We start from the raw sequence: 24,415 nt of genomic DNA on the forward strand, positions 1-24,415 counted from the left end.
TTTTAATGTAAATTAAATGAAAATTAAAATAATGTCATAAAAAGCATGTGAGTAGGCGGCTACAGAATATCCACGCGATATGTATAGAATTGAAAGGTACAGCCCCGAGAAAAATCGTAAAGCAAATGTTTTTAACTGGAACGTATCACCATGAAAGCCGATATAATGAAAGCAGGAAAAGATAAAAGACGATAGAATAATCGAAAGTATAAGACTTATATATCTTTGGAATCTCAAAATCTGGTTAAAAAAAAATACAAATCCAGTAATGAAAACTACTCTAAATAGGAATTCCTCGTACACTCCTGCGCCAGCTGCGAGTATTAGGTTTAACCTTTTATTCAAATTAAGTGATATATCGAATTGAGCAATTTTTGAGAAAATCAGGTATAAAAGGACAGCATAAATTGCTGACTCTAATAAAACAAGCGGAAAGTAATAAAATCTAAAATTCAATCTGGTATTTTCTTTGGAGTAGAAATAGTAGCTTATAACTAAAATAATTAGAATTAGAAGCCCTATTGAATAAAAACCGTATATGTTAAAAAGCGAAAATAACTGTTTAAAAATTACATCAGCTCCATTTCTTAAACCAGTAATATCTGAGTGATTTAAAAAAATAATTGAAATTTCATAAAAAATGATTAGTGGTGTAGCAGTGAGAAAACTAAAAAATGGAATTCTTGTGGCTTTATTATATTCCGTAATTTTTTCTAACAACTTATTTACCTACTTTTAAAAGGGCAAAAAAAGCTTCTTGAGGAACACTTACTTTGCCTATCTGTTTCAACCTTTTTTTGCCTTCTTTCTGTTTTTCCAGCAGTTTTTTTTTCCTTGTTATATCACCACCATAACATTTTGCGGTGACATTTTTTCTTAATGGTTTAACGGTTTCTCTTGCTATTATTTTACTACCGATAGCAGCTTGAATTACAACTTCGAATAGCTGTTTTGGAATCAATTCCTTCAATTTTTTACACAATTCCCTTCCCTGATAATAAGCTTTCTCTCTATGTGTGATTATCGATAGAGCATCTACTGGTTCACCGGCTATCAGAATATCCAGCTTAACCAGATCTCCTTTTTTAAATCCAATGTGTTCGTAGTCAAATGATGCATAGCCTCTGGAAACTGATTTTAATTTGTCATAAAAGTCAATAATAACTTCTGCTAAAGGTAGTTCATAAACGATCTGAACTTTTTTCGGGTCTAAATAGTGAGTTTCTTTGTAAATTCCCCTTTTCTCTTTGCAAAGCTGCATTATATTGCCAATATATTCTATTGGAGTGATTATTTCAGCTCTGATATATGGTTCTTTAATATAATCTATTTCAGCTGCACTCGGCATTTTACCTGGATTATCGATTTCCACTTCCTGGGAATTTTTCAACACAGCTATGTACTTTACATTTGGTAGGGTAGTAACAAGATCGAGATTGAATTCCCTTTCCAATCTTTCCTGTACAACTTCCATATGTAGAAGGCCAAGGTAACCTAACCTAAACCCATATCCAAGCGCTCTGGATGATTCAGGCTCATAAACTATAGCTGAGTCATTTAATTTCATTTTTTCAAGCGCTGATCTAAGGTCATTAAAATCTTCACTATTTACCGGGTAAAGTCCACTAAAAACCATGGGTTTAATTTCCCGGTAACCTGGCAGTGGTTCAAAAGTTGGATTGTCTTTAGTTGTGATTGTATCCCCGACTTTTATCTTGGTTATTTCTTTAATACAAGCTAACAAATATCCAACCTCACCTGATGATAGCTTATCGGTTTTTACTCTCCCCAATTTGAAGTATCCAACCTCTGAGACTTCATAGGTTGATTCATGTGAGAAGAGCATAATAGTATCGCCAGGTTTTACTTCTCCCTCAAAAATTCTTATGTATGGTATAGCACCACGAAATGGGTCGAATATTGAGTCAAAAATCAATGCTCTTAGAGGTTTATCAATCTCAATTTTTGGTGGTGGGATCCTCTTTATGACTTCATTTAATAGTTCTTTTACACCAGAACCCGTTTTAGCACTTACCATCATTATTTCACTCTCATCACAACCTATTAGATCGATTATTTGCCTTTTTGTGGATTCGATGTCAGCTCCGGGCAAATCTATTTTATTGATAACCGGTATGATTTTGAGGTCATTCTCTATTGCAAGATATACATTAGTTACTGTCTGGGCTTCTACTCCTTGGGTTGCATCTACAAGAAGGATTACTCCTTCACATGCTGCAAGACTTCTTGATACCTCATAGTTAAAATCAACATGACCTGGGGTGTCAATGAGGTTCAATTTATAGCCTTCATAAAACATTGTTATCGGATGTGATTTGATAGTAATACCCCTCTCTCTTTCAAGATCCATGTCATCAAGAATTTGTTCGACCATCTCTTCTTTTCTGACTGTACCTGTAATTTCAAGAAACCTATCAGCAAGAGTTGATTTGCCATGATCAACATGAGCTATAATACAGAAATTTTTTATTTTTGGCGTAGTTTCATCCATAAGATTTTTATCTATATAGTTTATTTTTTTTGATAAAATCGTAAACCTTTTCAGTTACAAGATATTTAATATCCAGACCTTTTTTAACCATTTCTCTTATCATTCGAGATGATATGTCTATCAGAGGAGTTTTTAAAAATATTGATTTTTCCCTATATTCCTTTTTTACCTGAGATAATTCAAATCCTGGGCGAGGGAAAACAACCACAGTCGACTTGTTTAATATCTCCATAGGTGACTTCCAAATATTAAACTCAACAATGCTGTCAGAACCGATGGCAAAAAAAAGTTCATCTTTTTTTAATTTATATTTTTCTCTTATCTGGTTAATTGTATCTATAGAGTAGGAGACACCTTTTCTTTCTATTTCAATTAGTGAAACTTCAAATTTAGGATTGTCATCTATAGATAAATGAAGCATTTTTATTCTTTTTTCTGAATCGGTAATATTTCTATCCACCTTATGTGGTGGAATGTAAACTGGTATAAAAAGTACTTTTTCTATTGTTAATGAATTTATTAATGACTGAGCAAGAATAAGGTGACCTATGTGTGGGGGATCGAAAGTCCCTCCGAATATAGCAATCCTCATTTACCTTTTTTATTTTGCCTCTCTATTTTTTTCAATTCTTTGTCATAATTTCTTTTTAATATTGATATATAGTTTTTTAATTTCTCATTTTCGTTGTTATTATATTTTGCTAATATTTCTTTGTACTTATCAAATTCTTTTAATTTTATATAACACAGAGCTCTCCCGAGCTCTGCGTCATCAGCCCAATCGGTATCATAGTATTTCTCAAGTAAATCATCAAAATAAATCAGTGCCGAGTTATACTCCTGAAATCTTATATAAAATTTCCCTGTTTCATACAGCTTACGAGCCAATTTATTTCTTAATTTGTGAATGTATTTTTCTGCTTCTTTACATAATTCACTTTCGGGATATGTATCAATAAAATCCTGAAATGCGAATATTGCTTTCTTGGTGTATTCCTGATCCAGCTGAAAATGTGGCGATAGTTTATAGTATGCATATCCTATTTTAAAACTTGCTTTTTCAATATATTCGCTATTAGGAAATCGTATGGTTAGCTCCTCATATTCATTTATTGCAAGAAGGAACTCTTTTTTATTTAAGTATGCTTCACCGCTATAAAATTTCGCATCATCAGCATATTCACTTCCTGGATAATTCAGTAGAATAATATCGAAGGTGCTAATCGCTTTTTCCCATTTTTTATTTTTGAAGTATTTCATACCCTGGTCAAAATAATCCTTATCACTCTTAGCAATTAATTCTTTTTGTGAGGAACAGTCGGTAGCCAGAGCTGCTATTATAATTATTATCATCGGTAATAATATGTAATATTTCATTTTTATTAGGCACCTTTTAAAAAGTAAAATATAACCTTATTCCCCTTATTGGGTTCCTGTAAGCGTAATTGGTAATGAGTGCAGCGTTTACTGAAACTTTTTTCCTTTCCTTTGCTTCAGCGTGTTTTGCCGTTATCAATGCATCAAATGCACTTATGATATGATTGAACATAACAACCGATACGATATTAGTTGCGGTTTGCAGTGTTTTGTTTGCATCCCACCTCATTGATAAATATTTATCTCTATTTGGACTGACGATAATGGTATCTGGCTGTTGATTGTAATCGCGAAAATCATCCCATCCCGAGGCAAATTGGTCGTATTTACCGATATTTTCGTAATATTCATCAGTTTTAACAGGAGAGAATTTATCATCAACAATAAGTTGTTCCCATTCAGGTAGATATTTATCTAATGAATCATCTATAGCTATGTATTCCTTATTATTTTCTCTGTTCAGTATCCATATAAAATGAGATTCACTTTTTGTGTCCCTTAAACCTGTTAATTCATTCTCAAGTCCCCATAGATACCATCGTTTCAAATCCCAGTGTTCATCAGCAAATTTTTTGTATTTTTTTATCAGGTTGTTACCTTTTTTTGTATAGGAGTAATACATAGCCCAGAGAGCAGCCTCAGTTCCTGCAAATATTACTGCTTTAATCTTAGAGCCAACATATAGCTCTCCAGCGCCAGGTAGAACTAAAGACATCAAAAAAGCTCTCTGGACTTTTTTGGTGTAAAAGAAACTGGTGTCTTCTTCGTTCTCAACTTGACTATATTTCATAGTGGCAATTAATTTATCTTTCTCAATAGAGGAAGAAAAAATAGAATTAGTCTGGGATAAGGCTATATTTGACAAGAATAATGTTAAAATGATTAAAAGACAAAGAATTTTAAATGTTTTATTCATAGTTTCCTCCTTTAAATTCCAAAGTCAACAGTAAAGTAGAATCTTAGTTTTTTTCCATATTCTTGTTTTTTTGTTCCCTCTTGCCAAATAACTTTGTCAAAACCATAAGCAAAGTCAAAAGTTAAAGATAAAGGATATGAATAAAAAGAAAAACCACTAAGTATCAACTGTACACCAATATCCTTTTTGAAGCTATTTAGCCAGTTTGAAATAACTCCTTTAGCATTTGATATAAACTTTGAGAACGTCAAATTAGAGTACCCGGGCACACTGTTCCATGCATTCCCTGCTTCTGTATATATTCCGAAAAACGCGTTGCTTATACAAAAGGATGGTATTTGTATACTTTTTTGTCTGAATATCGGGGTTTTGAAATAATAATGTATAGTGAAAAGATTTCTTCCCTCGATACTATAGTATGGATAACCTTTTAGACCTGGAATACTCCCTGCAAAAAAATAGAAAAATGAGTTAACGTCGTATTTAGATATCCATCCTGCCTGCCATCTAATAGTATTTGTTATTTTTTTCTTCTTGAATGGTTTAAAATATAATTTCCCCTCAGTAAATATCATCCAATAGTAATTTGGGGTGAATTCTTCTTTTAATGTTCCAAAATCCTCGTATATACCAAAACCATTAATAAAATGATCATAGTTGCGGGCTATATCGATTCTTAACTCCAGCCCTTCTTCTGGATTAGTGGTAGAATTAACAACAGGAACTACCTTTCTATAAGTAGTTTCTAATTTGAAGTTTAATCCCCTATAATATCGGTACGAGAAAGGTCCGAGGTTCAGGTCTTCTTCAGGTACATATTCAAGAATTGATACTCTGTATACAGAATAAATCGTTTTCAAATCCATTCTTATAATGCGACTGAATGGCTTTGTTATTCCTATATTCAATTCACTCAAGTTGAACTTGTATTTTGAAATAACCCTATAAGAATTGTAAAGTTTTTCAGAGGATATTACATTTCGGGTCATATTATAAATTTCAATATACCAGGTAGGTTTCCATTTTCTGTATTCAAAGATAAATGCAAGATCCCTATCTTTCTTTTTATTCATTGCAAAGATTCCCATAACCGACATTTTTTCAAGAATTTCCGACGAGTAGAAGTAACTACCGGGTTTTAGTGTACCGTAATCGACAATTAATGTTGGAATAAAGAAAAAATTTGAAAACTGATGCTCGTATTTTCTATAGTTGTGACTTGAGCTGCTATTTATTACGTAAAGGGTAGGAATTTTTTCGAGGTAATTTGTATATGTTATTAGATTAGTATCGATTGAATTTGGTATCCTCATATAACCTATTTTGAATTTAGAGTTTTCATAAAGAGAATATACAAGCTCCCCTTTTTCATTAACACTTGGCATGAATGCTCCGCCAGTAACATTTGTAATAACTTCTTCTTTATTATCAATAAGTGATTTGCGATATATATTAAAAATTCCAGTTTTATCACATGAGTAATAAAGCCATTTGCCATCACGGCTAAAATATGGGTCACGTGTATCATATTTATGTGAATTAAAATTATATATTGTGCTGTCTATAAAACTATAAATTAGGATATCCCTACCATGTGTGGTTAGTATATCAAAAGCAATTTTTTCTTCATCAGGTGACCACGCAATATTAAAAAGCTGCTCCCCATTATTAAAGTTGGTTAATTGATGTTCTTTTTTATTTTCCATATCTAATAGAACTATATTAGACGTTCCATCTTTCCCTGTTATAAAGGCAATTTTTTTCCCATCGGGTGAGACAGAAGGATTATATGCCCTTCTCCATTTTGTAATTTGCTTCTCTTTCTTTTTTTTGATATCGTAGGAATAAATATCGTAATAAATAGAACCGTATTTGTTTGGCTTACTTTTTTTTGTGTAATACAAAACTTTACCATCCTTCGTAGCTGAAACTCTGGATGTTACATTGGGTAGAATTAATTTCTCTTTTTTATCTTTTAAATCATAAGAGTAGAGAGATGTAAGTGACATGTAATCTCTACCTTTATTTGAAAGGTAGTAAATAGTTGAATCGTTTATCCATTCAGGATATATCTGACATGTGCCAGTATTAATGATGATCTCTCCCTTTTTTTCATTTTCTTTTATAACCTGTAAACGTTCATGATAATATCTATTTAAATAGTCTTTCCATTCTTCGTATATTTCTCCTCCTGTTTTCCCAGTGATTTTCTTAAATGCAGAATTAATGGATAGATGTTTTATACTTCTCATTTCTTTAAATACTTTTGCGGGAACATCATCCCCGTATTTATCAATTATGTAGCTTGTCAGGGAAAAACCCTGATTATAGACACTTTCATTCCCTGTCCCTTCATATCCAAAATGATTCATATAATCGAAGGAGAGAAGATTATTATTTGTCACTCTATCACGTAGTATCATATCTCTATGGGAATCCCAAAAATCGTTCGGGCAATCCCTGTACATATATTGAGCTACTCCCTCTGCAAGCCACATAGGTATAATAACTCCGGGGAGTGGATATAAAGCCATTACGTATGGATATCCGTAAATAACATCTTCTCTTTTTTCATCTTCATATGAATATATCTGAAAATATGCACCTGGCACTTTTCTCGTAAATTTCATTGATGCCTGTAATGAAACTATATGTGTAAACTCATGGGTTACAACATCCCATAACCAGTTATGACTTCCACGCAGGATAAAGTCAAGTGGTGTAGCCCAGATTAGAATTTTGTTGTCATAGTAGTATGCTGCACCATTTGAATAATCATCTGTATCTTTTATTATTATATGGGTTTTACTATCTGGTTCATAGTTATAGAATTGGGTTACAGGAATATAAATCTTTTCCGCTATTTCTGCTACTCTATTAGCTGTCCATTCGGCTCCATTATGATAATGTATAAGAAAATGCTCTGTTTCGATTGTGTACCATTTTAGCTCTGGATGATTAAACTCTTCCTGAGCTGATAGAAATTGCGTCAGGAAAAAAACCGATATCAGAATTATTGGAATACATGTTTTCAACTTCATTTTGTTATCAGAATTTTAATAATCTTCGATTCTTCTCTTCCTGCCCCTGTTGCTTTTACTACGGCAAAGTAAACACCATTTTGGATTCTTGATGTATCCCATTTTAGTTCATTATAATCATTCAGCAGTGGGATTTCGCATTTTAACTCATCTATTTTATTACCGGCTAAATCAAAAACTTTTACACTAATCTTACAGGGTTGACTGTTTACAAAAAACCTTATATTTGTGCTATTACCTTTAACAGGATTGGGCCAGTTGTATACCTTATCCCAGTCTAATAGATTTTTGATACTTAGAATATGGAAGGTTGAAACATATTTCTGATGATAGTTTCTTTCGAAACTGCTCCCACTACATCTCCATTCGTATCCTGTCTCCTTTCCTTTACCAATCTCAATGCAATTGACTTTAGTTGAGTCACTTGAGACAGTTAAATAAAACCATTTTTCGTTGGAATTGAAAATAGCATCCTTGGCATGAAAGCTGCTACCAATTGCGATTGGATGAAGATTAATAAGGTTTCCAGAGTGGCTATATCTAAATATTCCCACATCTTGCATTTTTACAATGATGTCCATGATGTTGTCATTATCAACATCAGCGGTAAGTATCTGTGGAGAAAAATTATAATTTGCATACAAACTTGATGGCTCTATTGGAAAATTCCCCTCAACTATTAGTTTTTCATTATATGCATATATATTATTGTTTGAAAGCAAAATAATTTCGATAGAGGAATCGCCATCAACATCGGCAAGTGCTGTAGCATCTATTTCTTTATTTAGATTAATCGTACTGTATTTTGAATTTGTTGAATCTACATCCAGAATCAGTGTTAAATTTTCTCCATTTGATAGTATGAGATCGATATTCTCATTTTTATTTATGAATCCTGAAAGTAGGCTTATACTATCTAGCGAATCGGTCATTTCTGGTAATTGCCGTATTAATTTGATATTTGTGTCAATTTTTACAATATTACCGTTAACTGTAATACCATAAATACTGATATTACTATTTTTACTAAATCCAGTAATTTTAACTAATTTTTCTTCCGTAGAGATTTTATTCTCATTATTTGCATTAATATTAAAATAAATTAATGAATCTTCCGTTGCAAATGCAAGTCTGTTACCTATCAGTGTTACGTTTGATGAAATATTTGTATTGGTAAGAGTGAATACCTTGTGATCAGTAAACATTACCGTCTCATTTGCATTAACCTGATATTTAAAAAGATGCCAAATGTTGGAGGATTTTACTACTATTAATATTAGATTGTCTTTGACAATAATGGGTTTTATTTCGGATATACTTTTTGATACCAGTGATGTAAAAGGTGCAGACGTTATTCTTTTTCCATTAATATTATATAAGTATATAGAGTCCGAAAGAGCTATGACGTAGCTTCTGCCATATATTTTTATAATTGCCGGTTCACTGAGTAGTTTTTTATTTATATTTATTAATGAAACTTTATTATCAAACATTATTCTGAATGTCATCACTTCGCCTGAATTTCCTATACTGTCTATACGTATTCCAGTGTAGGAATATGTATTACTCTTTGTTGATGGGTTGGTAAAATCGGCGAATCCGATGGTTTTTAAGGAATCCCTCGGATAGTCTGGATTTAGATGGAAAAATCCTTCATTTCCAGCAAACCATGGGTCAAAATACCATCCGATTGGTATGTCAGGGTTGTTTAGAGTTACATCAAAACTCAATAAATCTTCAAATCCAATTTGCTGGGCTCCATCTGCTTCTTCTAAATCGATCCCTCGCAAATCTCTATTGTTGTTTATACTTAATGTTTTATAATTTTCTTTTATAATTCCTTCGTCAATATGCCAGATTAAAAGCCCTGATCCTGGTAATCCAACATCATATCTCGGTACGGATGTTAGTACACCACTTTTTTTTGAAAATTTTGCATCGATTGAGTCTTTTATATAGGGAAGAATCGATGGATATTCTTTCTTACCTGATTTAAGGTAATCTCTATACATCATGCTGTCAATAGTAATACCTTGTCTTGTTTGTGAGCATCTATTTTCGATAAGAAAATACTCTTTCTCATTAATTGGTACAAGCCAAACCGTGGTATCAGAGTATGATTCAGCATGCTTAAGGATAACAGATACATTGCTTGTTGCTATAGCTGGTTTTTCCCAACCAAGGAATATTCTTTCCCATGCCGATGGTATTGATGGTACCAGTCCATTTAAGTTTACAGAACCCTGGTCCATAAGAGCGAATTTTCCCACCCCGGATACACCGCTTTCGGTGTCATACAGCGCGGGTAATCCAATAGCATACCCGAACATTAGAGCGAAGATACCATTTAGTCCGATCTGGAACTCGCATAAATCACTATATCCAGCAAAAATTTCTTCAGCTTCTGGATATAGGATATGATTTTCTGTTTCTGGTAAAATTATTCCCTTATTTATTAAAAGAGTGCCGTTATCAACTGGTATTCCACTGTAGTAGGTTTCGTTGATATAGCTATTGAAATCTTCCGGTCTTAGGTAGACTGATGGTATATCATAAGGAGTAGGATCAAGAGTGATTGTGAAGTCCTGCCCAACTCCGGCATGGAATACCACAACCAAATCATAGTTTGAGAAATCTATATCTTCATCTGCTGCCTCAACTGCATCTATAAAGAGTTCTGTCAATCTGATATCGATAGAGTCTTTTTTATCAAACGGGTGATAGTAGGACATTTTATGTTTTAATCTATATGCTTCATTCTCCCCCTCTGGATATACGTGGGAATTGAGAGTATCTATATATAGTTTGCCACGAGAAACATGATAATAATAGTTTGATAGTGCTCTTATATGGTCAAGGAAATATTGTTTGTTATGTGGAGGAGGGTCTACGACAATTGGACATTCCATTTCACTATTAAATAAAAACCTGCCATTACCTGTTGTACTTGGATCATCATCCTCTAAAAACTCTACACGTATTGCACATATTTTAATTGTTCCAATTGGATTTATTGTATTTTGTGTAAAATCTTTCACAGTTAACGGTGAAAAGGAATTCAAATCAAGGGGGTAGATAATATTTAAGTGTAACGCTATTAAAATTATGCTCAAATAAAATTTCTTCATATATTGTCCAAATTTTAAATTGGGTTAGCAAGTATTTGTTTAATTGTCCACTAAAATTTTATGTTTAAGGAAAATAACATAGTATTCTGTCTTGGATGTCCTGGGTCACCCCACGTATAACCAAAATCAAAGGACATCCCTGCATATTTTAAACCAACACCATATGTTGGAACGGGATATTTACCTTTCATGACAATTTTTCCAGCATAGTCATATAAGAACCCTGTACGAATGGCGAACATATCTGAATACCAATATTCAATTCCAAAGTTATATACTATGGATTCAAGTTCTTTTTTAAATGAGCCATCATTTGTATTGCCATCTTCGTCTTCTTCTCCTATTCCATCCGCTTCTGAATCGTAAACTAATAACCAGTCATCAATCCAGGAGGTAAAAAGTGCAATATACCATGGATCAGAATGTGCAGTTTCTCTTCGTCCATCTTTATTGTAGTCTCCACCTGGCCTCGGGCGGCCACTTTTATCGTAACCGCCAACTTTTCCATCGCCATCAATATCTCTATCAGGATATGAGGCTACCAATAGTTTGTTGATATCAAATGCTATATTTATTTTATTATATTTGTTTCCGAGTGTATAGGCAAATCCTAATTTCAAATTTGTGGGCATTGGATCAGCCTGATTCACATCGATAAAGGCAATTTTAGAACCTATGTTGGAAATAGAAAAACCAAAATTCAAATTATCTGTTAAAACATTTTTCTTTAAATAGCCGAAGTCAAATCCAATATTAGAGGAATATCCTTTGCCCTTTTCTCTCCCTGCTAATATATCAGTAAGGTGCTGATGTATGAGTTTGACACTCAGTCCGATAGAAGTGTATCTATTTATTTGGGAGCCATATGATAGTGTTACAGCGAAGACATATGATGCAAACGTACCGAGATATTTACCCCGTTCATCAGTTGCTATTTGCTTCCCAAGGTTCATCATTATTATATGTGCGCCGAAGGTGCCCCAGTATTTTTGGTGATAATATCCACCGACATAATCATAATAAATGTCTGAAGCAAGATTTGGTAGCCATTGTGTATGCATTAAGCCAATGGACTTCCCTCTGAGGAAGCCAAGACCGGCGGGATTGTAGTAGCTAGCGTATGCATCATTGGCTATTGCTACATTTGCTTCCCCCATGCCGTCTGCTCTCGCACCGGGGTTTATAAGTAGCCATATAGCTCCTGCCTGACTCTGGCTATAAGAAAAGTTGAAAAGTAAAATTAAACTTATCGCTACAAATAATATCTTCAAGTATTTCATTTTATAACCTCGCTAAAAAAAACCGAATGCTCTCTTGACATTCGGTGGGCTGTAGATTTTCTAGCTCAATTTAACAATAAATTAAACTCTTCCTCCAAAATTACAAGTCGAAATTATGAGATTTTTTTTCAACAATCAAGACTTTTAGACTCTATTCAAATTGCAAGCAATTATAAAAACTAAATATATGTTATTATTGTTCCAGCTTGTACTTTTCAACATTTTTTAATATTCGAATCCTTTCCTCGCTCTTATTCCTCTTTTAAAATAATGTTTAATTTCTTTCATTTCTGTGACAAGGTCTGCCATTTCTATTAATTCTTGTGGAGCGTATCTACCAGTTAGCACTATATCGGTATTTTCGTCTCTTGCCTTTAATAGATTAATTACTTCTTTTACATTGATCAATTTTAAATGCAGTGCCATATTAATCTCATCAAGTATGATAAGTTTGAATTCTCTGGATAAGATTTTTTCCCTAACATTTTCCAATCCCTTCCAGGCTCTTTCTATGTCTTTTTGTGATATTATTTTAGTTGTTATGAAATTTTTACCGCCAAATTGTTCAATTAAAATATTGTTGAACCTTTGGAGTGCTTTGATTTCACTGTATTTTCCAGTTTTTAAAAATTGAGCAATGTAAACCTTGAATCCCGCCCCTGCAGCTCTAATTGCCATCCCTATTGCTGCTGTTGTTTTTCCCTTGCCTTCTCCAGTGTATATGTAAATATAACCAGCCATTATAAAAACAATTTTATTTCATTGTAATTTACACCTAAAATTTTAATTTTAATATTGAGATATTTAAAACGATGTGCTTAATATGGTTAAAAAAATTATATCAACAATTGTCTTGACTAATTTAGTTATAATGCTAAGCCAATGCTCTACCCATGCCGTTATTACCACTGAGCCATTGGAAAAGGGCTCAGTGGTAAAAGGTATATCTTGGTCGATTGAAAATATTACTCCAGTCTTATTTTACAAGTATGGTCTAAGCGAAAAGAGTGACATTGGTATCAGGATAGGACTGCCAATCTATGGAACGGGAGTAGATTTTTCATATACGGTTTTTAATACTGAAAAGAGGAGAGAAATTATTAATTTTGCTTATTCAATTAATTCCAATTCAAATTTTGATTTTACATATTATAGTATAAGAAAGATTAAAGCTTCTTTGATAAAATCTTTATACAGTGGATTTAGGTTGATGTACATTCCTTATGGTATAACTGGAGGTAGGAGTTTCAGATTTGGTTTCCTCGCTGGTGTAGTAATAAAAAAAGCTGGTTTTGAGTGCGGATATTTTCATGATTTTGAAAAAGGGCAACCAGCTGAAAAAATCTTTAATATAAAACCAAGTATACCTTATGCTATTACTGATTTTGGATTTCCTACTGAATATTCAAGAATAGTGGGTATAAGTCTGATTATTTATTACATATTTTAGATGTCCAGTTTTTAACATGTTAATTGCAGAATTGTCAAAGCTATTGTTCTGGTATAATTTTTGTCATCGGAACCATTGTGTTTTTTAATGGTTGAAATTTAGTTGAAATGTGGAGGAAAATACAATGAAGAGAATATTTTTACTTTCCTTAATATTAATTATACTAGTTGGTATAGGTTTCTATACAGGCACAATTTATGGCAAGAAAAATTCAGATCCTATTGTGATTTATGAGAATTCATCGGTCCCCTCAGCAAGTTTTGTAAATGCCAGTATGGATATGTCAACTACTCAAAGTGAAGAAGCTATTGCTCAGAGTATTAACAATATATTTACTCGAGTATCCCAAAGGGCAATACCAGCGGTTGTTACAATTATCACAGAAAAAGTTATAAGGAGAAAAGTTGTAAATCCCTTTTTCCCTGAGTTCGATGAGGAGTGGTTCTGGAGATTTTTCGGTCCAATGCCTGAAACCGAAATGAAAGGTACTATTCTTGGCTCTGGGGTAATAGTAAATGAGAAGGGATATATTCTGACTAATAACCACGTAGTAGAGAAAGGGGAAAAAATACATGTTAGATTAATAAATAATAAAGAATACGAAGCTGAGGTAGTTGGGACGGACCCCCCAACAGACCTAGCTGTCTTGAAAATTGATGCAAGGGGCTTGAAGTTTCTACCGTTTGGTAATTCGGATTCTCTGAAGACTGGTGAGTGGGTCCTTGCTATTGGATGCCCTTTATCTGAAAATCTTGCTCATACTGTAACAGCTGGGATTGTCAGTGCGAAAGGACGAAGCAATATAATTAATCCAAGAAATTATGAATATTTTATTCAAACTGATGCAGCAATAAATCCCGGTAACAGTGGTGGAGCCCTTGTTAATTTAAGAGGCGAACTGGTAGGAATTAATACGGCTATTGCTACGAGTGGTGGTAATCCAGGAAACATCGGAATTGGCTTTGCTATCCCAATAAATCTGGCAAGAAAGGTGATGAAAGATCTGATCGAAAAGGGGAAGGTAGCTAGGGCATGGCTTGGTGTGTGGATTCAGGATGTGGATGATAAAATTGCAAGGTCAATGAAACTTAACGTCCCGAAAGGAGCACTTATAAGTAAAGTTGAGAAAGGTAGTCCTGCAGATAAAGCGGGTTTGGAAGTAGGTGATATCATTATAGAATTTGATGGGAAAAAGGTAAAGAATTCGTCGCAGCTAAGAACTCTGGTGGCAAATTCCGAGCCTGGTAGTGAAAAGAAGTTGGTAATTATTAGAAATGGAAAAGAAAGAGAGCTAAAAGTAAAACTTGCGGAGTTGCCAGAAGAAAAGTTATTAACATCGGGAGAGGAAAGGAGCGAAACAAAACTTGGATTTACCGTCTCAAATATTACTGAGGAATTAGCTAAAAAATATGATATTGATCCTGATGAAGAAGGGGTAATCATCACTTCTATAGAAAGTAGAAGTCAGGCGGCAAAAGTTTTAAGACCAGGAGATATTATCAAAAGAGTTGGCAATAAAGTAATAGATAATGTGAAGGAATTTAATGAGGCGGTTGAGAGCGCAGATACAGAAGTTTTACTTTTTCTCGCCAAAAGAAGTGAGAATACATTTTTCGTAACAATAGATAATCCGTATAAGAAGAAATAAGATAAAAAATTAAGGTTGTAATTATGAGGCTCCAGTGGAGAGCCTCTTTTTATGTTTGTCATGTAAACACTTGTAATATTTAATTAAAAATTACTTAAATTTAATGGCTATATTGTATATTTTCATTTTTTGATTTTTAATCATTTAGTAGGAGTATAAAATGAAAAAGTTAGCGATAATAGGCGGAACAGGATTTTACGAATTTGAAGGTTTAATAATAAAGGATAGTATCAGGGTTGATACTCCCTTTGGTGAACCTTCCAGCGATTTTATACTTGGAGAGGTAAATGGTAAGGAGGTTTTGTTTTTACCTCGTCATGGTAGAGGTCATAGAATATTACCATCTAAGATAAATTATAGAGCAAATATTTACGGATTGAAAAAACTTGGTGTAACTCACGTTGTGTCAATTTCTGCTGTTGGAAGTTTTAAAGAGGAAATTAAGCCAGGTTCGATTGTGATTGTGGATCAGTTTTTTGATAGAACAAAAAGCTCCATCAATAATACATTTTTTGATGAAGGAATTGCAGTTCATGTAGCTTTTTCTGATCCTGTATGTCCTGTGTTATTTAAAACTCTTGGGGATATAGCCAGAAGAATTGGAATTGATTATCATCTTGGTGGGACGTATTTAAATATGGAAGGTCCCGCTTTTTCAACGAGAGCTGAATCGCGGGTATATAAATCATGGGGTATGGATGTTATCGGGATGACAAATATATATGAGGCAAGACTTTGCAGGGAAGCAGAACTGCATTTTGCAACTGTTGCACAGGTAACAGATTATGATAGTTGGAGGGAGGAGTTTGTGGATGTGCCAACTGTCCTAGAAAATCTAAAAAGGTCTGCATCAATTTCGAAGAGACTTTTAGAAATGTTTATAAGAGAGTTTCCTCCTGATGGTGAATGTGAATGTGAAAATTCTCTTAAAAATGCGATAGTTACAGATTTAACTTTGCTTGATGAAAATCAAAAATCCAAATATGAGCTATTATTAAAAAAATATTTTAATTGATAAAATGTTGCAAGAAATGGGGAAAATAATTATAACCTTTGGTATTATTTTAATTTTAATCGGTTTATTTTTGTCTATAGGGGGCAAGATTCCATTTATAAACAAGCTGGGTCATCTTCCCGGCGATATATTCATAAAGAGGGATAACTTTGTTTTCTATTTTCCAATTACGACTTGTGTATTGATTAGTTTGGTTTTATTCATATTGTTTAACATATTTAGGAGATAGTGGAGGGAAGTAGTGATAAAGAAGGTTCCATCTTCAGTCAATTTTATTAAACAGGAACATGAAATACTTGATTTCTGGGATAAGAATAAAATATTTGAAAAGCTTCGAAAGAAGAATGAAAACGGTCCTAAGTGGAGATTTGTTGATGGACCAATTACCGCTAATAATCCCATGGGTGTTCATCATGCATGGGGCAGGACCTATAAGGATATTTTCCATCGATATAAAGCGATGAACGGTTATCATATGAGATATCAGAATGGTTTTGATTGCCAGGGATTATGGGTTGAGGTAGAGGTTGAAAAAGAACTTGGATTCAAATCAAAAACTGATATAGAGGCATATGGTATTGAAAATTTTGTAAATAAATGTAAAGAGCGAGTATATAAATATTCAAAGATACAGACAATGCAATCCATCCGTCTTGGTTATTGGATGGACTGGGATAATTCTTATTACACAATGTCGGATGAAAATAATTATACAATATGGTTATTTTTAAAAAAATGCCATGAAAAAGGATTGATATATAAAGGTCACGATGTTATGCCCTGGTGCACAAGATGTGGATCTGCTTTATCTGAACATGAGATTGCGACAGAAGGATATAGAGAACTAACGCACATAAGTGTCTATGTTAAGTTTAGACTAAAAAATAGAGAAAATGAGAATCTACTTGTATGGACGACAACCCCATGGACACTCACTGCAAACACAGCTGCAGCTGTCCATCCTGATAAAGAATACCTTAGAATTCGTTTCCGGAATGAAGTATATTATGTAATCAAAAATCGGGAGTCTATTTTTGGAAACGATTATAATATAGAAAGCTCCATTTCTGGTAAAGATATGGTGGGCTGGGAATATTTTGGACCTTTTGATGAACTGCCCGTACAAAATGGTGTAGTTCATAAAGTAATACCCTGGGATGAGGTTACGGAGGAGGAAGGTACAGGGATTGTTCATATTGCTCCTGGCTGTGGACAGGAGGATTTTGCCTTAGGGAAAGAGTTTGATTTAGCCGTTATAGCACCCCTTGATGAATTTGGTAATTATGTGGATGGTTTTGATTGGTTATCCGGGATGAATGTAAGTGAGGTTGCTATACCAATTTTGAAAAACCTTGAAGAGAAAGGTATAAAATTTTCTGAAGAAAAGTATACTCATAGATATCCTGTTTGTTGGAGGCATGGTACGGAGCTCGTCTTCCGATTAGTAGATGAATGGTTTATTTCGATGGATAGTATACGGTATGACATGATGGAAATTACAAAAAAAATCAAGTGGATTCCTGAATATGGGATGGAAAGAGAACTCGATTGGTTACGTAATATGGGTGATTGGATGATCTCAAAGAAGAGATATTGGGGTTTGGCTTTGCCTATATGGGAATGTAATAGTTGTGGACATTTTACTGTGATTGGTGGCAAGGAAGAGTTGAAAGTTAAAGCAATAAAAGGTTGGGATAAATTTGAGGGACATTCTCCCCATAGGCCATGGATTGATGAGGTTAAAATAAAATGTGAAAAATGTGGGGAGTTAGCCAGTCGCATTCCCGATGTGGGCAATCCATGGTTGGATGCTGGAATTGTACCATATTCTACAATCAAATATACAAATGATAGAAAATATTGGGAGAGCTGGTTTCCTGCTGATTTTATATGTGAATCACTACCAGGACAGTTTAGGAACTGGTTTTATTCTCTTATTGCTATGAGTACAGTTCTTGAAAATAGAGAACCATTTAAAACAGTACTTGGGTATGCCCTTGTGAAAGATGAAAAAGGTCAGGACATGCATAAGAGTGCTGGAAATGCGATATGGTTTGATGATGCGGCGGAAAATATGGGAGTTGATGTAATGAGATGGCTATACGCCTCTCATAATCCCTTTACCAATTTACTTTTTGGCTATAATATTGCTAATGATATCAGAAAGAAATTGATAACTTTGTGGAATTCATACTCATTTTTTACAACTTACGCCGAGATTGATAATTTTAACTTGAAGGATTTTGAAGTTAAGTATGAAGAGTTATCAGAACTGGATAAATGGTTGCTTGCTAGGTTACATATGCTATATAAGCATGCTAAAGAGAGCTATGATGAATATATTATACATAAATTCATGGTACAGGTTGAAAGTTTTCTTGATGATTTATCCAATTGGTATATAAGAAGAAGTAGAAGGCGTTTCTGGAAGTCTGAGGATGATAAAGATAAAAAATGTGCTTATTTTACATTGTATCATGCACTAAAGGGACTAATAACTGTTTTGGCTCCGATAGTTCCGTTTGTCACAGAGGCTATTTACCAGAATCTTGTTAGAGGTATTGAAGAAGACGCACCTGAAAGTGTCCATCTGTGTCCCTGGCCATTACCTAGTGAAAGATATATAAAAGAAGACTTAATACATAAAATTGATGCGGTTATTAAGATTGTAAGTCTCGGTAGGGCAGCACGAAACAAAGCTAACATTAAGGTTCGTCAGCCTTTAAGGAAAATCTATGTCAAACTCCCTAGCAGTTTAAAAAGAGAAGAAATTTCAAAAATATCGGTGCAGATACTGGAAGAATTAAACATTAAGGATATAGAATTTATTGACGATGAGATGGAATTTGTTGATTATGATGTGAAACTAAATTATAGTGTACTTGGTCCTCGTTATGGTAAAGATTTGAGCAAAATTAATAAGGTAATTTCTACCTTTGATAAATCTCTTATTTATAAAAAAATAAATTCTGGTGGTAGTATAGAACTAAATCTCGGAGATAAAAAAATATTTTTGACAGGTGATGATTTAATAGTTGAAAAAAAAGATAAAGACAAGTTTGCATCTGCAGAAGATAATGGTTATTTTGTGGCTATAAGTACGGAACTTGATGATGATTTAATCAGAGAAGGGCAGGTCAGAGATTTGATAAGGCATGTTCAGATGATAAGAAAAGAAGCCAATCTTGAAGTTGACGATAGAATTGAAGTTAGTATTCAACTGCCAGATGATCTGGAATTATCATTGAAAAATTTTAAAGATTACTTTATGACGGAAACATTATGCGAAAAGTTGAATTTTAAGTATAATGATGAGGGTGAATATTCAAAGACTTTCAAGATGGGTAAAAGAGAAATAAAAGTAAGTATAAAAAGATTAGCATTAAATGAGAGGTGAAATATGGCGAGAAAGAAAAGGCTAAGTGATGAGGAACTTCAATACTACAAAAATATCTTGCTAAAAAAAAGGGAAGAAGTAATTGAGAATATTAGAAAATTAGAAGAGATAACTATAAATGATCAGTCAAAGCAAGAAGGTACTTATTTTGATTCAACTTATGCGTATCATATGGCAGACGTGGGCACAGATGCTCAGGAGAGAGAAAAAGCATTCCTGTGGTTATCTCGAGAAAATAAGTTTTTAAAACATATTGATGCAGCACTGCAAAGAATTGAAACGGGAGAATACGGTTTTTGTATAGAATGTGGAGACAAAATACCGAAGGAAAGGTTGGAAGAGGTTCCACATACCCAGCACTGTGTGAAGTGCAAAAATAAGCCCAAATAACCTGGAATTAATATTATTAAATTTTTTACCCACATTTTTAATGTGTAAATCATATAGAGAGAGTTTCAATATAATTGTTGATAATGAGGTAACATCTAGATTAGATAAGTATATTTCATCGAAAATTGATATTTCAAGGAGTAAAATATCTAAACTCATTAAGGACGGAGACATTCTGGTGAATAATCATATTGTACGGCCAAATTACAGAGTTCGTACAGGTGACGTAGTGTTGATAAATTTGCCCGAACCAGAAGAGATAGAAATTACACCAGCAAATATACCACTGGATATTATCTACGAGGATGAATTTTATATAGCAATCAATAAAAAACCAGGGATTGTGGTACATCCAGGCGCTGGGAATTTTCACAATACATTGGTAAGTGGACTATTGAATTATACACGTAATTTAAGCAAGGTTGGTGGTGAATTTAGACCTGGAATAGTTCATAGACTCGATAAGGATACGTCGGGAGTCTTAATAGTTGCAAAATCAGACGAAGCACACTGGAAACTGTCGGAAATGTTTGCTAATAGGCAAGTACACAAAGAATATTTAGCATATATATGGGGCACAATTAGAGATGATCATGGAGTTATATGTAAACCGATTGATAGGAGTAAGAAAAATAGAAAAAAATTTGTAGTATCTGAGGGTGGGAAAGAAGCAATTACCGAGTTCAATGTAATAAAGAAGTACAATTGCATAACGTATGTGTCTTTAATATTAAAGACGGGTAGGACTCATCAGGCAAGAGTTCATATGAAGTATATTGGACATCCAATTGTGGGTGATAGAGAATACGGATGTTACAGTTTTGGCGGTATTCGTGTAAATAGAAGAGATAGAGAGTGTATAAATAAGATTAGAAATGTAGTCGATAGACACCTATTACATGCCTATCGACTAAAGTTTTTTCATCCTTTTTTTGAAAAGGATGTTTCTCTGGTCGCTCCGATCCCAGAAGATTTTGAAATGATTGAAAAAATTCTAAAAGAATGTTATAATACTTAGTAATGAAGAACATCGATCAATACCTCAGTTTGTTTAAAGACTTTCTTAATATTGAGCGTGGATATTCCAGTAACACTATTGAGTCTTATGAAAGAGATATTTTGCAATTTCTAAGATATATAGAATCTGAATACTTCTCTGGAGGGGAAATAGACCTTAAAAAGCTGGATAGAAGTCATATCAGGGAGTATCTGGGTGTACTCGATAGTATTGGCCTTGAGAAATCTTCAATCTCAAGGAAACTGTCATCACTTAAATCCTTTTATAAATTTTTAGTAACACATGGTTATGTTACGAATAATCCAGCAATTAGAATAAGGTCACCAAAGCTTGCAAAGAAATTACCTACAGTGTTGAGTGAAAAAGAAGTCTTTGACGTTCTTGATAATATCACCCCATATGATTTTATAACAAGCCGGAATAAATCAATAATAGAATTATTATATGGGACAGGTATAAGATTAGGTGAGTTGGTTTGGTTAAATTGTATTGATCTTGATAAAAGGAACTATTTGATCAGAGTATTTGGCAAAGGGAAAAAGGAAAGAATGGTGCCAGTTGGAGAGAAAATAATAAAATCGATTGATGAATATTTTAAATATAGAAAAATTGACTTTGGAATGCCACATTTTGATAGTCCCTTATTCATAAGTAAAAGAGGGAGAAGATTATCTCGCCAAATGATTCAAGTGATTGTTAAGAAATATTTGGAAGAGGTTTCGGAGAAGGAACATTTAAGTCCACATGTATTAAGGCATACCTTTGCAACGCATATGTTAGATAGGGGAGCTGATATAAATTCCGTTAGAGAGCTATTAGGACATAGTAAATTATCTACCACGCAAATTTATACCCATTTAAGTATTGGGAGATTAAAAGAGATATATAAAAATGCACATCCTCATGCAAAATAGAAAAAAGAAAGGAGAAGCTATGCAGATTGAAATTACATCGAGACATGCAGAAATTTCAGATCGAGTAAAAGAATATTTGAAAGAAAAGGTTGAAAAACTGTCGAGATATTATCCAAATATTGTAAATTGTCAAGTTGTGCTTGATAGGCAAAAAGAAGGTGAAATGGTTGAGGTCAATTTGCATATTTCCGGAAAAAATTTTATAACAAAAGTAACAACTGATAATCTTATAAAATCTATCGATACTGCTATCGATAAGATAGAGGTTCAATTAAAAAAATTTAAAGAAAAAAGGTATGAAAAATGATTCAGGAACCATTAACTGTAGGTCGATTATATAAAGATAATAAAAAAAAATTAAGGTTAAGACAGTTAAATTGTGAAATTGGCAGGGACAGACTTTTAAAATCCTATCAATTAAATCGTCCTGGATTGGAACTTGCCGGTCACTGGGAATATTTTGATGAGAAAAGAATTCAGGTTTTCGGTTTGAAGGAAAAAAAATATTTTGACAGGCTTAATGAAGAAGAAATAGGGGAAATTTTTAAAAAGTTAGTTTCATACAATATTCCTGCAATTATTTTTGCCCACAGTACAAAGCCACCAATTCCAGAAATTCTGGATATGGCAACAAAAAGAAATATTGGGGTATTTGCAACTTCGATTACAACAAGTGATATTATTGCATTTTTAATGGATTATCTTGATTGGAATCTTGCTCCATCTTCAGTATTGCATGGGTCACTTGTTGATGTTTATGGAGTTGGTATATTGTTGACTGGAAGAAGTGGCATCGGGAAAAGTGAGATTACCCTGGACCTCGTTGAGAGGGGACATCGGCTTGTCGCTGATGATCTTGTGAAAGTTATAAGAAGAGCTGATAATGTTTTGATTGGGATGGGGTTAGATTTTTACGAACATCAGATTGAGATACGTGGTGTTGGGATAGTGGATGTGAGCAGTATGTTTGGCATAAGGGCAATAAGAAAGCAGAAAAGAGTTGAAGTTCAGGTAGAGCTTGAGGATTGGAGTAAGCTTGATAATTATGAACGAATAGGGACGTCAGAAACACGAATTAAGATACTTGATGTTGAAATTCCCCTTGTGAAGCTGCCAATATACCCGGGGAAAAATATTACAGTGATAATTGAAGTTATTGCTATGAATCACCTGCTTAAAACTTATGGTAAATACATGGCAAGGGATTTTGAGAAAAAGTTATTTAAGAAATTGCAACAAAAAGCACGTGATAAGGAGTTAAAGCAATATTTCAAAAAGGATTTTGAATAGTAATGGGGTAATGGGTATGATTGATGTAATAATTCCTGCAGCAGGATTAGGTAAAAGATTAAGACCAATTACGTTATCGATACCCAAAGTCTTGTTACCGGTAGCAGATAAGCCGATTCTTGGACACATTCTTGACCGACTAAAAAATCTGGAGATCCAAGAGATAACAATAGTAATAGGTTATCTTGGGAACCAGGTAGTAGAGTATGTGATGGAAAATTATAAGGGCAGAAAGTTTAGATTCGTTGAACAGAAGGATTTACTGGGTCTTGGACATGCGGTAAGATTGGCTTTAAAAAAGAAAAGAACGCCTGTGCTTATTGTTCTAGGTGATACGATTATTGATGTTGATTATAAAAAAATTATAAATAAAGGGGAAAATACAATTGGCGTTATGGAAGTTGAAAATCCAAGGCGGTTTGGAGTAGTGGAGGTTAACGGGAGAAAAATTGTTGATTTAGTTGAAAAGTCGGAAAATCCACCGAGCAATCTTGCTATTGCTGGTGTCTATTATTTTAAGGATCAGTCATTATTAAAAAAAGGTATTGATGAAATAATGAAAAAAGGGGTAAAAACAAAAGGTGAATACCAGCTTACCGATGCAATGAGAATGCTCATAGAAAAGGGTGTTGATTTGTGGATAGAACCCATAGATGCTTGCTATGACTGTGGTACTCGAGAAGCATTGCTTGAGTCAAATAGAGTTTTATTGAATAAGTTTAAAACAGCTATTTATTCCTTTAAAGATTCTATAATAATACCGCCTGTATATATTCATCCCGATGCGGATGTAAGAAAATCCATAATAGGACCATATGTGAGTATAGGTGCTAATACTATTATAGAGTATTCAATAATCAAGGATTCAATAATCGATAAGAATTCCACCGCTAGGGAAGCAATAATTAAGGAAAGTCTCATTGGAAATAATTCTCATATTAGGGGGTCTTCGGTTATTCTTGAAGTTGGTGGTTATCCTTCGATGGATTTAGCTTGATTTTACAAAAAAGTATGAATAGTTTTGTCTGATTTATTTTTA

20 protein-coding genes are annotated in these 24,415 nt (G+C 33.6%); 11 read left to right on the forward strand and 9 right to left on the reverse strand.

The window, feature by feature from the left end:
- Positions 1 to 12 precede the first annotated feature (12 nt).
- From H0Z29_05105 to cobO, 9 genes are all read right to left on the reverse strand, one after another.
- Positions 13 to 720, reverse strand: coding sequence for a CPBP family intramembrane metalloprotease (locus tag H0Z29_05105; protein MBO8130881.1), 708 nt, complete (start codon positions 718 to 720; stop codon positions 13 to 15).
- 1 nt (position 721) lies between these two features.
- Positions 722 to 2,512, reverse strand: coding sequence for an elongation factor 4 (gene lepA / locus H0Z29_05110; protein MBO8130882.1), 1,791 nt, complete (start codon positions 2,510 to 2,512; stop codon positions 722 to 724).
- Positions 2,513 to 2,519: 7 nt separating this feature from the next.
- The gene (locus H0Z29_05115) at positions 2,520 to 3,104 is read right to left on the reverse strand and encodes a nicotinate-nucleotide adenylyltransferase (protein MBO8130883.1); all 585 of its coding nucleotides are present in this window, start codon (positions 3,102 to 3,104) and stop codon (positions 2,520 to 2,522) included.
- The gene (gene bamD / locus H0Z29_05120; protein ID MBO8130884.1) at positions 3,101 to 3,889 is read right to left on the reverse strand and encodes an outer membrane protein assembly factor BamD; all 789 of its coding nucleotides are present in this window, start codon (positions 3,887 to 3,889) and stop codon (positions 3,101 to 3,103) included. Before bamD ends, H0Z29_05115 begins: the two co-directional genes overlap by 4 nt.
- 16 nt (positions 3,890 to 3,905) lie before the next feature.
- Positions 3,906 to 4,805, reverse strand: coding sequence for a hypothetical protein (locus H0Z29_05125; protein ID MBO8130885.1), 900 nt, complete (start codon positions 4,803 to 4,805; stop codon positions 3,906 to 3,908).
- Between the two features lie 11 nt (positions 4,806 to 4,816).
- Complete coding sequence (locus H0Z29_05130; GenBank protein ID MBO8130886.1) at positions 4,817 to 7,846, reverse strand: PD40 domain-containing protein; 3,030 nt, start codon at positions 7,844 to 7,846, stop codon at positions 4,817 to 4,819.
- Complete coding sequence (locus H0Z29_05135; GenBank protein ID MBO8130887.1) at positions 7,843 to 10,974, reverse strand: T9SS type A sorting domain-containing protein; 3,132 nt, start codon at positions 10,972 to 10,974, stop codon at positions 7,843 to 7,845. The genes H0Z29_05130 and H0Z29_05135 overlap by 4 nt, the downstream gene beginning before the upstream one ends.
- A gap of 50 nt (positions 10,975 to 11,024) precedes the next feature.
- The gene (locus H0Z29_05140; protein MBO8130888.1) at positions 11,025 to 12,254 is read right to left on the reverse strand and encodes a PorV/PorQ family protein; all 1,230 of its coding nucleotides are present in this window, start codon (positions 12,252 to 12,254) and stop codon (positions 11,025 to 11,027) included.
- 225 nt (positions 12,255 to 12,479) lie between these two features.
- A complete protein-coding gene (gene cobO, locus H0Z29_05145) occupies positions 12,480 to 12,995 on the reverse strand; it encodes a cob(I)yrinic acid a,c-diamide adenosyltransferase (GenBank protein ID MBO8130889.1) in 516 nt (171 codons plus the stop codon).
- Positions 12,996 to 13,077: 82 nt separating this feature from the next.
- Between cobO and H0Z29_05150 the strand changes: the two genes are divergently transcribed.
- The 11 genes from H0Z29_05150 (at position 13,078) to H0Z29_05200 (ending at position 24,373) form a co-directional block, all read left to right on the forward strand.
- Positions 13,078 to 13,704: a hypothetical protein gene (locus H0Z29_05150; GenBank protein ID MBO8130890.1), complete on the forward strand. Its 627-nt coding sequence runs from the start codon at positions 13,078 to 13,080 to the stop codon at positions 13,702 to 13,704.
- A gap of 124 nt (positions 13,705 to 13,828) precedes the next feature.
- Positions 13,829 to 15,352 (forward strand): Do family serine endopeptidase, encoded by a 1,524-nt coding sequence (locus H0Z29_05155; GenBank protein MBO8130891.1) that lies wholly within the window; start codon positions 13,829 to 13,831, stop codon positions 15,350 to 15,352.
- 160 nt (positions 15,353 to 15,512) lie between these two features.
- Positions 15,513 to 16,367, forward strand: a complete 855-nt coding sequence (gene mtnP, locus H0Z29_05160) for an S-methyl-5'-thioadenosine phosphorylase (protein MBO8130892.1) — start codon at positions 15,513 to 15,515, stop codon at positions 16,365 to 16,367.
- A 7-nt stretch (positions 16,368 to 16,374) separates the two neighbouring features.
- Positions 16,375 to 16,596 carry a DUF2905 domain-containing protein gene (locus H0Z29_05165; GenBank protein MBO8130893.1) on the forward strand — a complete coding sequence of 74 codons (222 nt, stop codon included), beginning with the start codon at positions 16,375 to 16,377 and terminating at the stop codon, positions 16,594 to 16,596.
- Positions 16,597 to 16,608: 12 nt separating this feature from the next.
- Positions 16,609 to 19,764, forward strand: coding sequence for an isoleucine--tRNA ligase (locus tag H0Z29_05170; protein ID MBO8130894.1), 3,156 nt, complete (start codon positions 16,609 to 16,611; stop codon positions 19,762 to 19,764).
- Positions 19,765 to 19,767: 3 nt separating this feature from the next.
- Complete coding sequence (locus H0Z29_05175; GenBank protein MBO8130895.1) at positions 19,768 to 20,154, forward strand: TraR/DksA C4-type zinc finger protein; 387 nt, start codon at positions 19,768 to 19,770, stop codon at positions 20,152 to 20,154.
- Positions 20,155 to 20,194: 40 nt separating this feature from the next.
- On the forward strand, positions 20,195 to 21,172 hold the full coding sequence (locus tag H0Z29_05180) for an RluA family pseudouridine synthase (GenBank protein MBO8130896.1): 978 nt from the start codon (positions 20,195 to 20,197) through the stop codon (positions 21,170 to 21,172).
- Between the two features lie 2 nt (positions 21,173 to 21,174).
- Positions 21,175 to 22,086, forward strand: a complete 912-nt coding sequence (locus tag H0Z29_05185) for a tyrosine recombinase XerC (GenBank protein ID MBO8130897.1) — start codon at positions 21,175 to 21,177, stop codon at positions 22,084 to 22,086.
- 19 nt (positions 22,087 to 22,105) lie between these two features.
- Positions 22,106 to 22,393 carry a ribosome-associated translation inhibitor RaiA gene (gene raiA, locus H0Z29_05190; GenBank protein MBO8130898.1) on the forward strand — a complete coding sequence of 96 codons (288 nt, stop codon included), beginning with the start codon at positions 22,106 to 22,108 and terminating at the stop codon, positions 22,391 to 22,393.
- Complete coding sequence (hprK, locus tag H0Z29_05195; protein ID MBO8130899.1) at positions 22,390 to 23,376, forward strand: HPr(Ser) kinase/phosphatase; 987 nt, start codon at positions 22,390 to 22,392, stop codon at positions 23,374 to 23,376. The genes raiA and hprK overlap by 4 nt, the downstream gene beginning before the upstream one ends.
- Positions 23,377 to 23,392: 16 nt before the next feature.
- Entirely contained in the window at positions 23,393 to 24,373 is a 981-nt protein-coding gene (locus H0Z29_05200; protein MBO8130900.1) for an NTP transferase domain-containing protein, read from the forward strand.
- The last annotated feature ends 42 nt before the right edge of the window (positions 24,374 to 24,415 follow it).

Source organism: Candidatus Neomarinimicrobiota bacterium, from assembly GCA_017656425.1.
Lineage (GTDB): Bacteria > Fidelibacterota > UBA2242 > UBA2242 > B5-G15 > JACDNV01.

What these genes read in the sequence shown, in the direction of transcription:
- H0Z29_05180 (MBO8130896.1), top strand. Translation starts at nt 20,195, where the DNA reads ATGTGTAAATCATATAGAGAGAGTTTCAATATAATTGTTGATAATGAG.
- H0Z29_05175 (MBO8130895.1), top strand. Translation starts at nt 19,768, where the DNA reads ATGGCGAGAAAGAAAAGGCTAAGTGATGAGGAACTTCAATACTACAAA.
- H0Z29_05185 (MBO8130897.1), top strand. Translation starts at nt 21,175, where the DNA reads ATGAAGAACATCGATCAATACCTCAGTTTGTTTAAAGACTTTCTTAAT.
- H0Z29_05200 (MBO8130900.1), top strand. Translation starts at nt 23,393, where the DNA reads ATGATTGATGTAATAATTCCTGCAGCAGGATTAGGTAAAAGATTAAGA.
- lepA (MBO8130882.1), bottom strand. Translation starts at nt 2,512, where the DNA reads ATGGATGAAACTACGCCAAAAATAAAAAATTTCTGTATTATAGCTCAT.
- H0Z29_05115 (MBO8130883.1), bottom strand. Translation starts at nt 3,104, where the DNA reads ATGAGGATTGCTATATTCGGAGGGACTTTCGATCCCCCACACATAGGT.
- H0Z29_05155 (MBO8130891.1), top strand. Translation starts at nt 13,829, where the DNA reads ATGAAGAGAATATTTTTACTTTCCTTAATATTAATTATACTAGTTGGT.
- cobO (MBO8130889.1), bottom strand. Translation starts at nt 12,995, where the DNA reads ATGGCTGGTTATATTTACATATACACTGGAGAAGGCAAGGGAAAAACA.
- H0Z29_05130 (MBO8130886.1), bottom strand. Translation starts at nt 7,846, where the DNA reads ATGAAGTTGAAAACATGTATTCCAATAATTCTGATATCGGTTTTTTTC.
- mtnP (MBO8130892.1), top strand. Translation starts at nt 15,513, where the DNA reads ATGAAAAAGTTAGCGATAATAGGCGGAACAGGATTTTACGAATTTGAA.
- H0Z29_05125 (MBO8130885.1), bottom strand. Translation starts at nt 4,805, where the DNA reads ATGAATAAAACATTTAAAATTCTTTGTCTTTTAATCATTTTAACATTA.
- hprK (MBO8130899.1), top strand. Translation starts at nt 22,390, where the DNA reads ATGATTCAGGAACCATTAACTGTAGGTCGATTATATAAAGATAATAAA.
- raiA (MBO8130898.1), top strand. Translation starts at nt 22,106, where the DNA reads ATGCAGATTGAAATTACATCGAGACATGCAGAAATTTCAGATCGAGTA.
- H0Z29_05135 (MBO8130887.1), bottom strand. Translation starts at nt 10,974, where the DNA reads ATGAAGAAATTTTATTTGAGCATAATTTTAATAGCGTTACACTTAAAT.
- H0Z29_05140 (MBO8130888.1), bottom strand. Translation starts at nt 12,254, where the DNA reads ATGAAATACTTGAAGATATTATTTGTAGCGATAAGTTTAATTTTACTT.
- H0Z29_05150 (MBO8130890.1), top strand. Translation starts at nt 13,078, where the DNA reads ATGGTTAAAAAAATTATATCAACAATTGTCTTGACTAATTTAGTTATA.
- bamD (MBO8130884.1), bottom strand. Translation starts at nt 3,889, where the DNA reads ATGAAATATTACATATTATTACCGATGATAATAATTATAATAGCAGCT.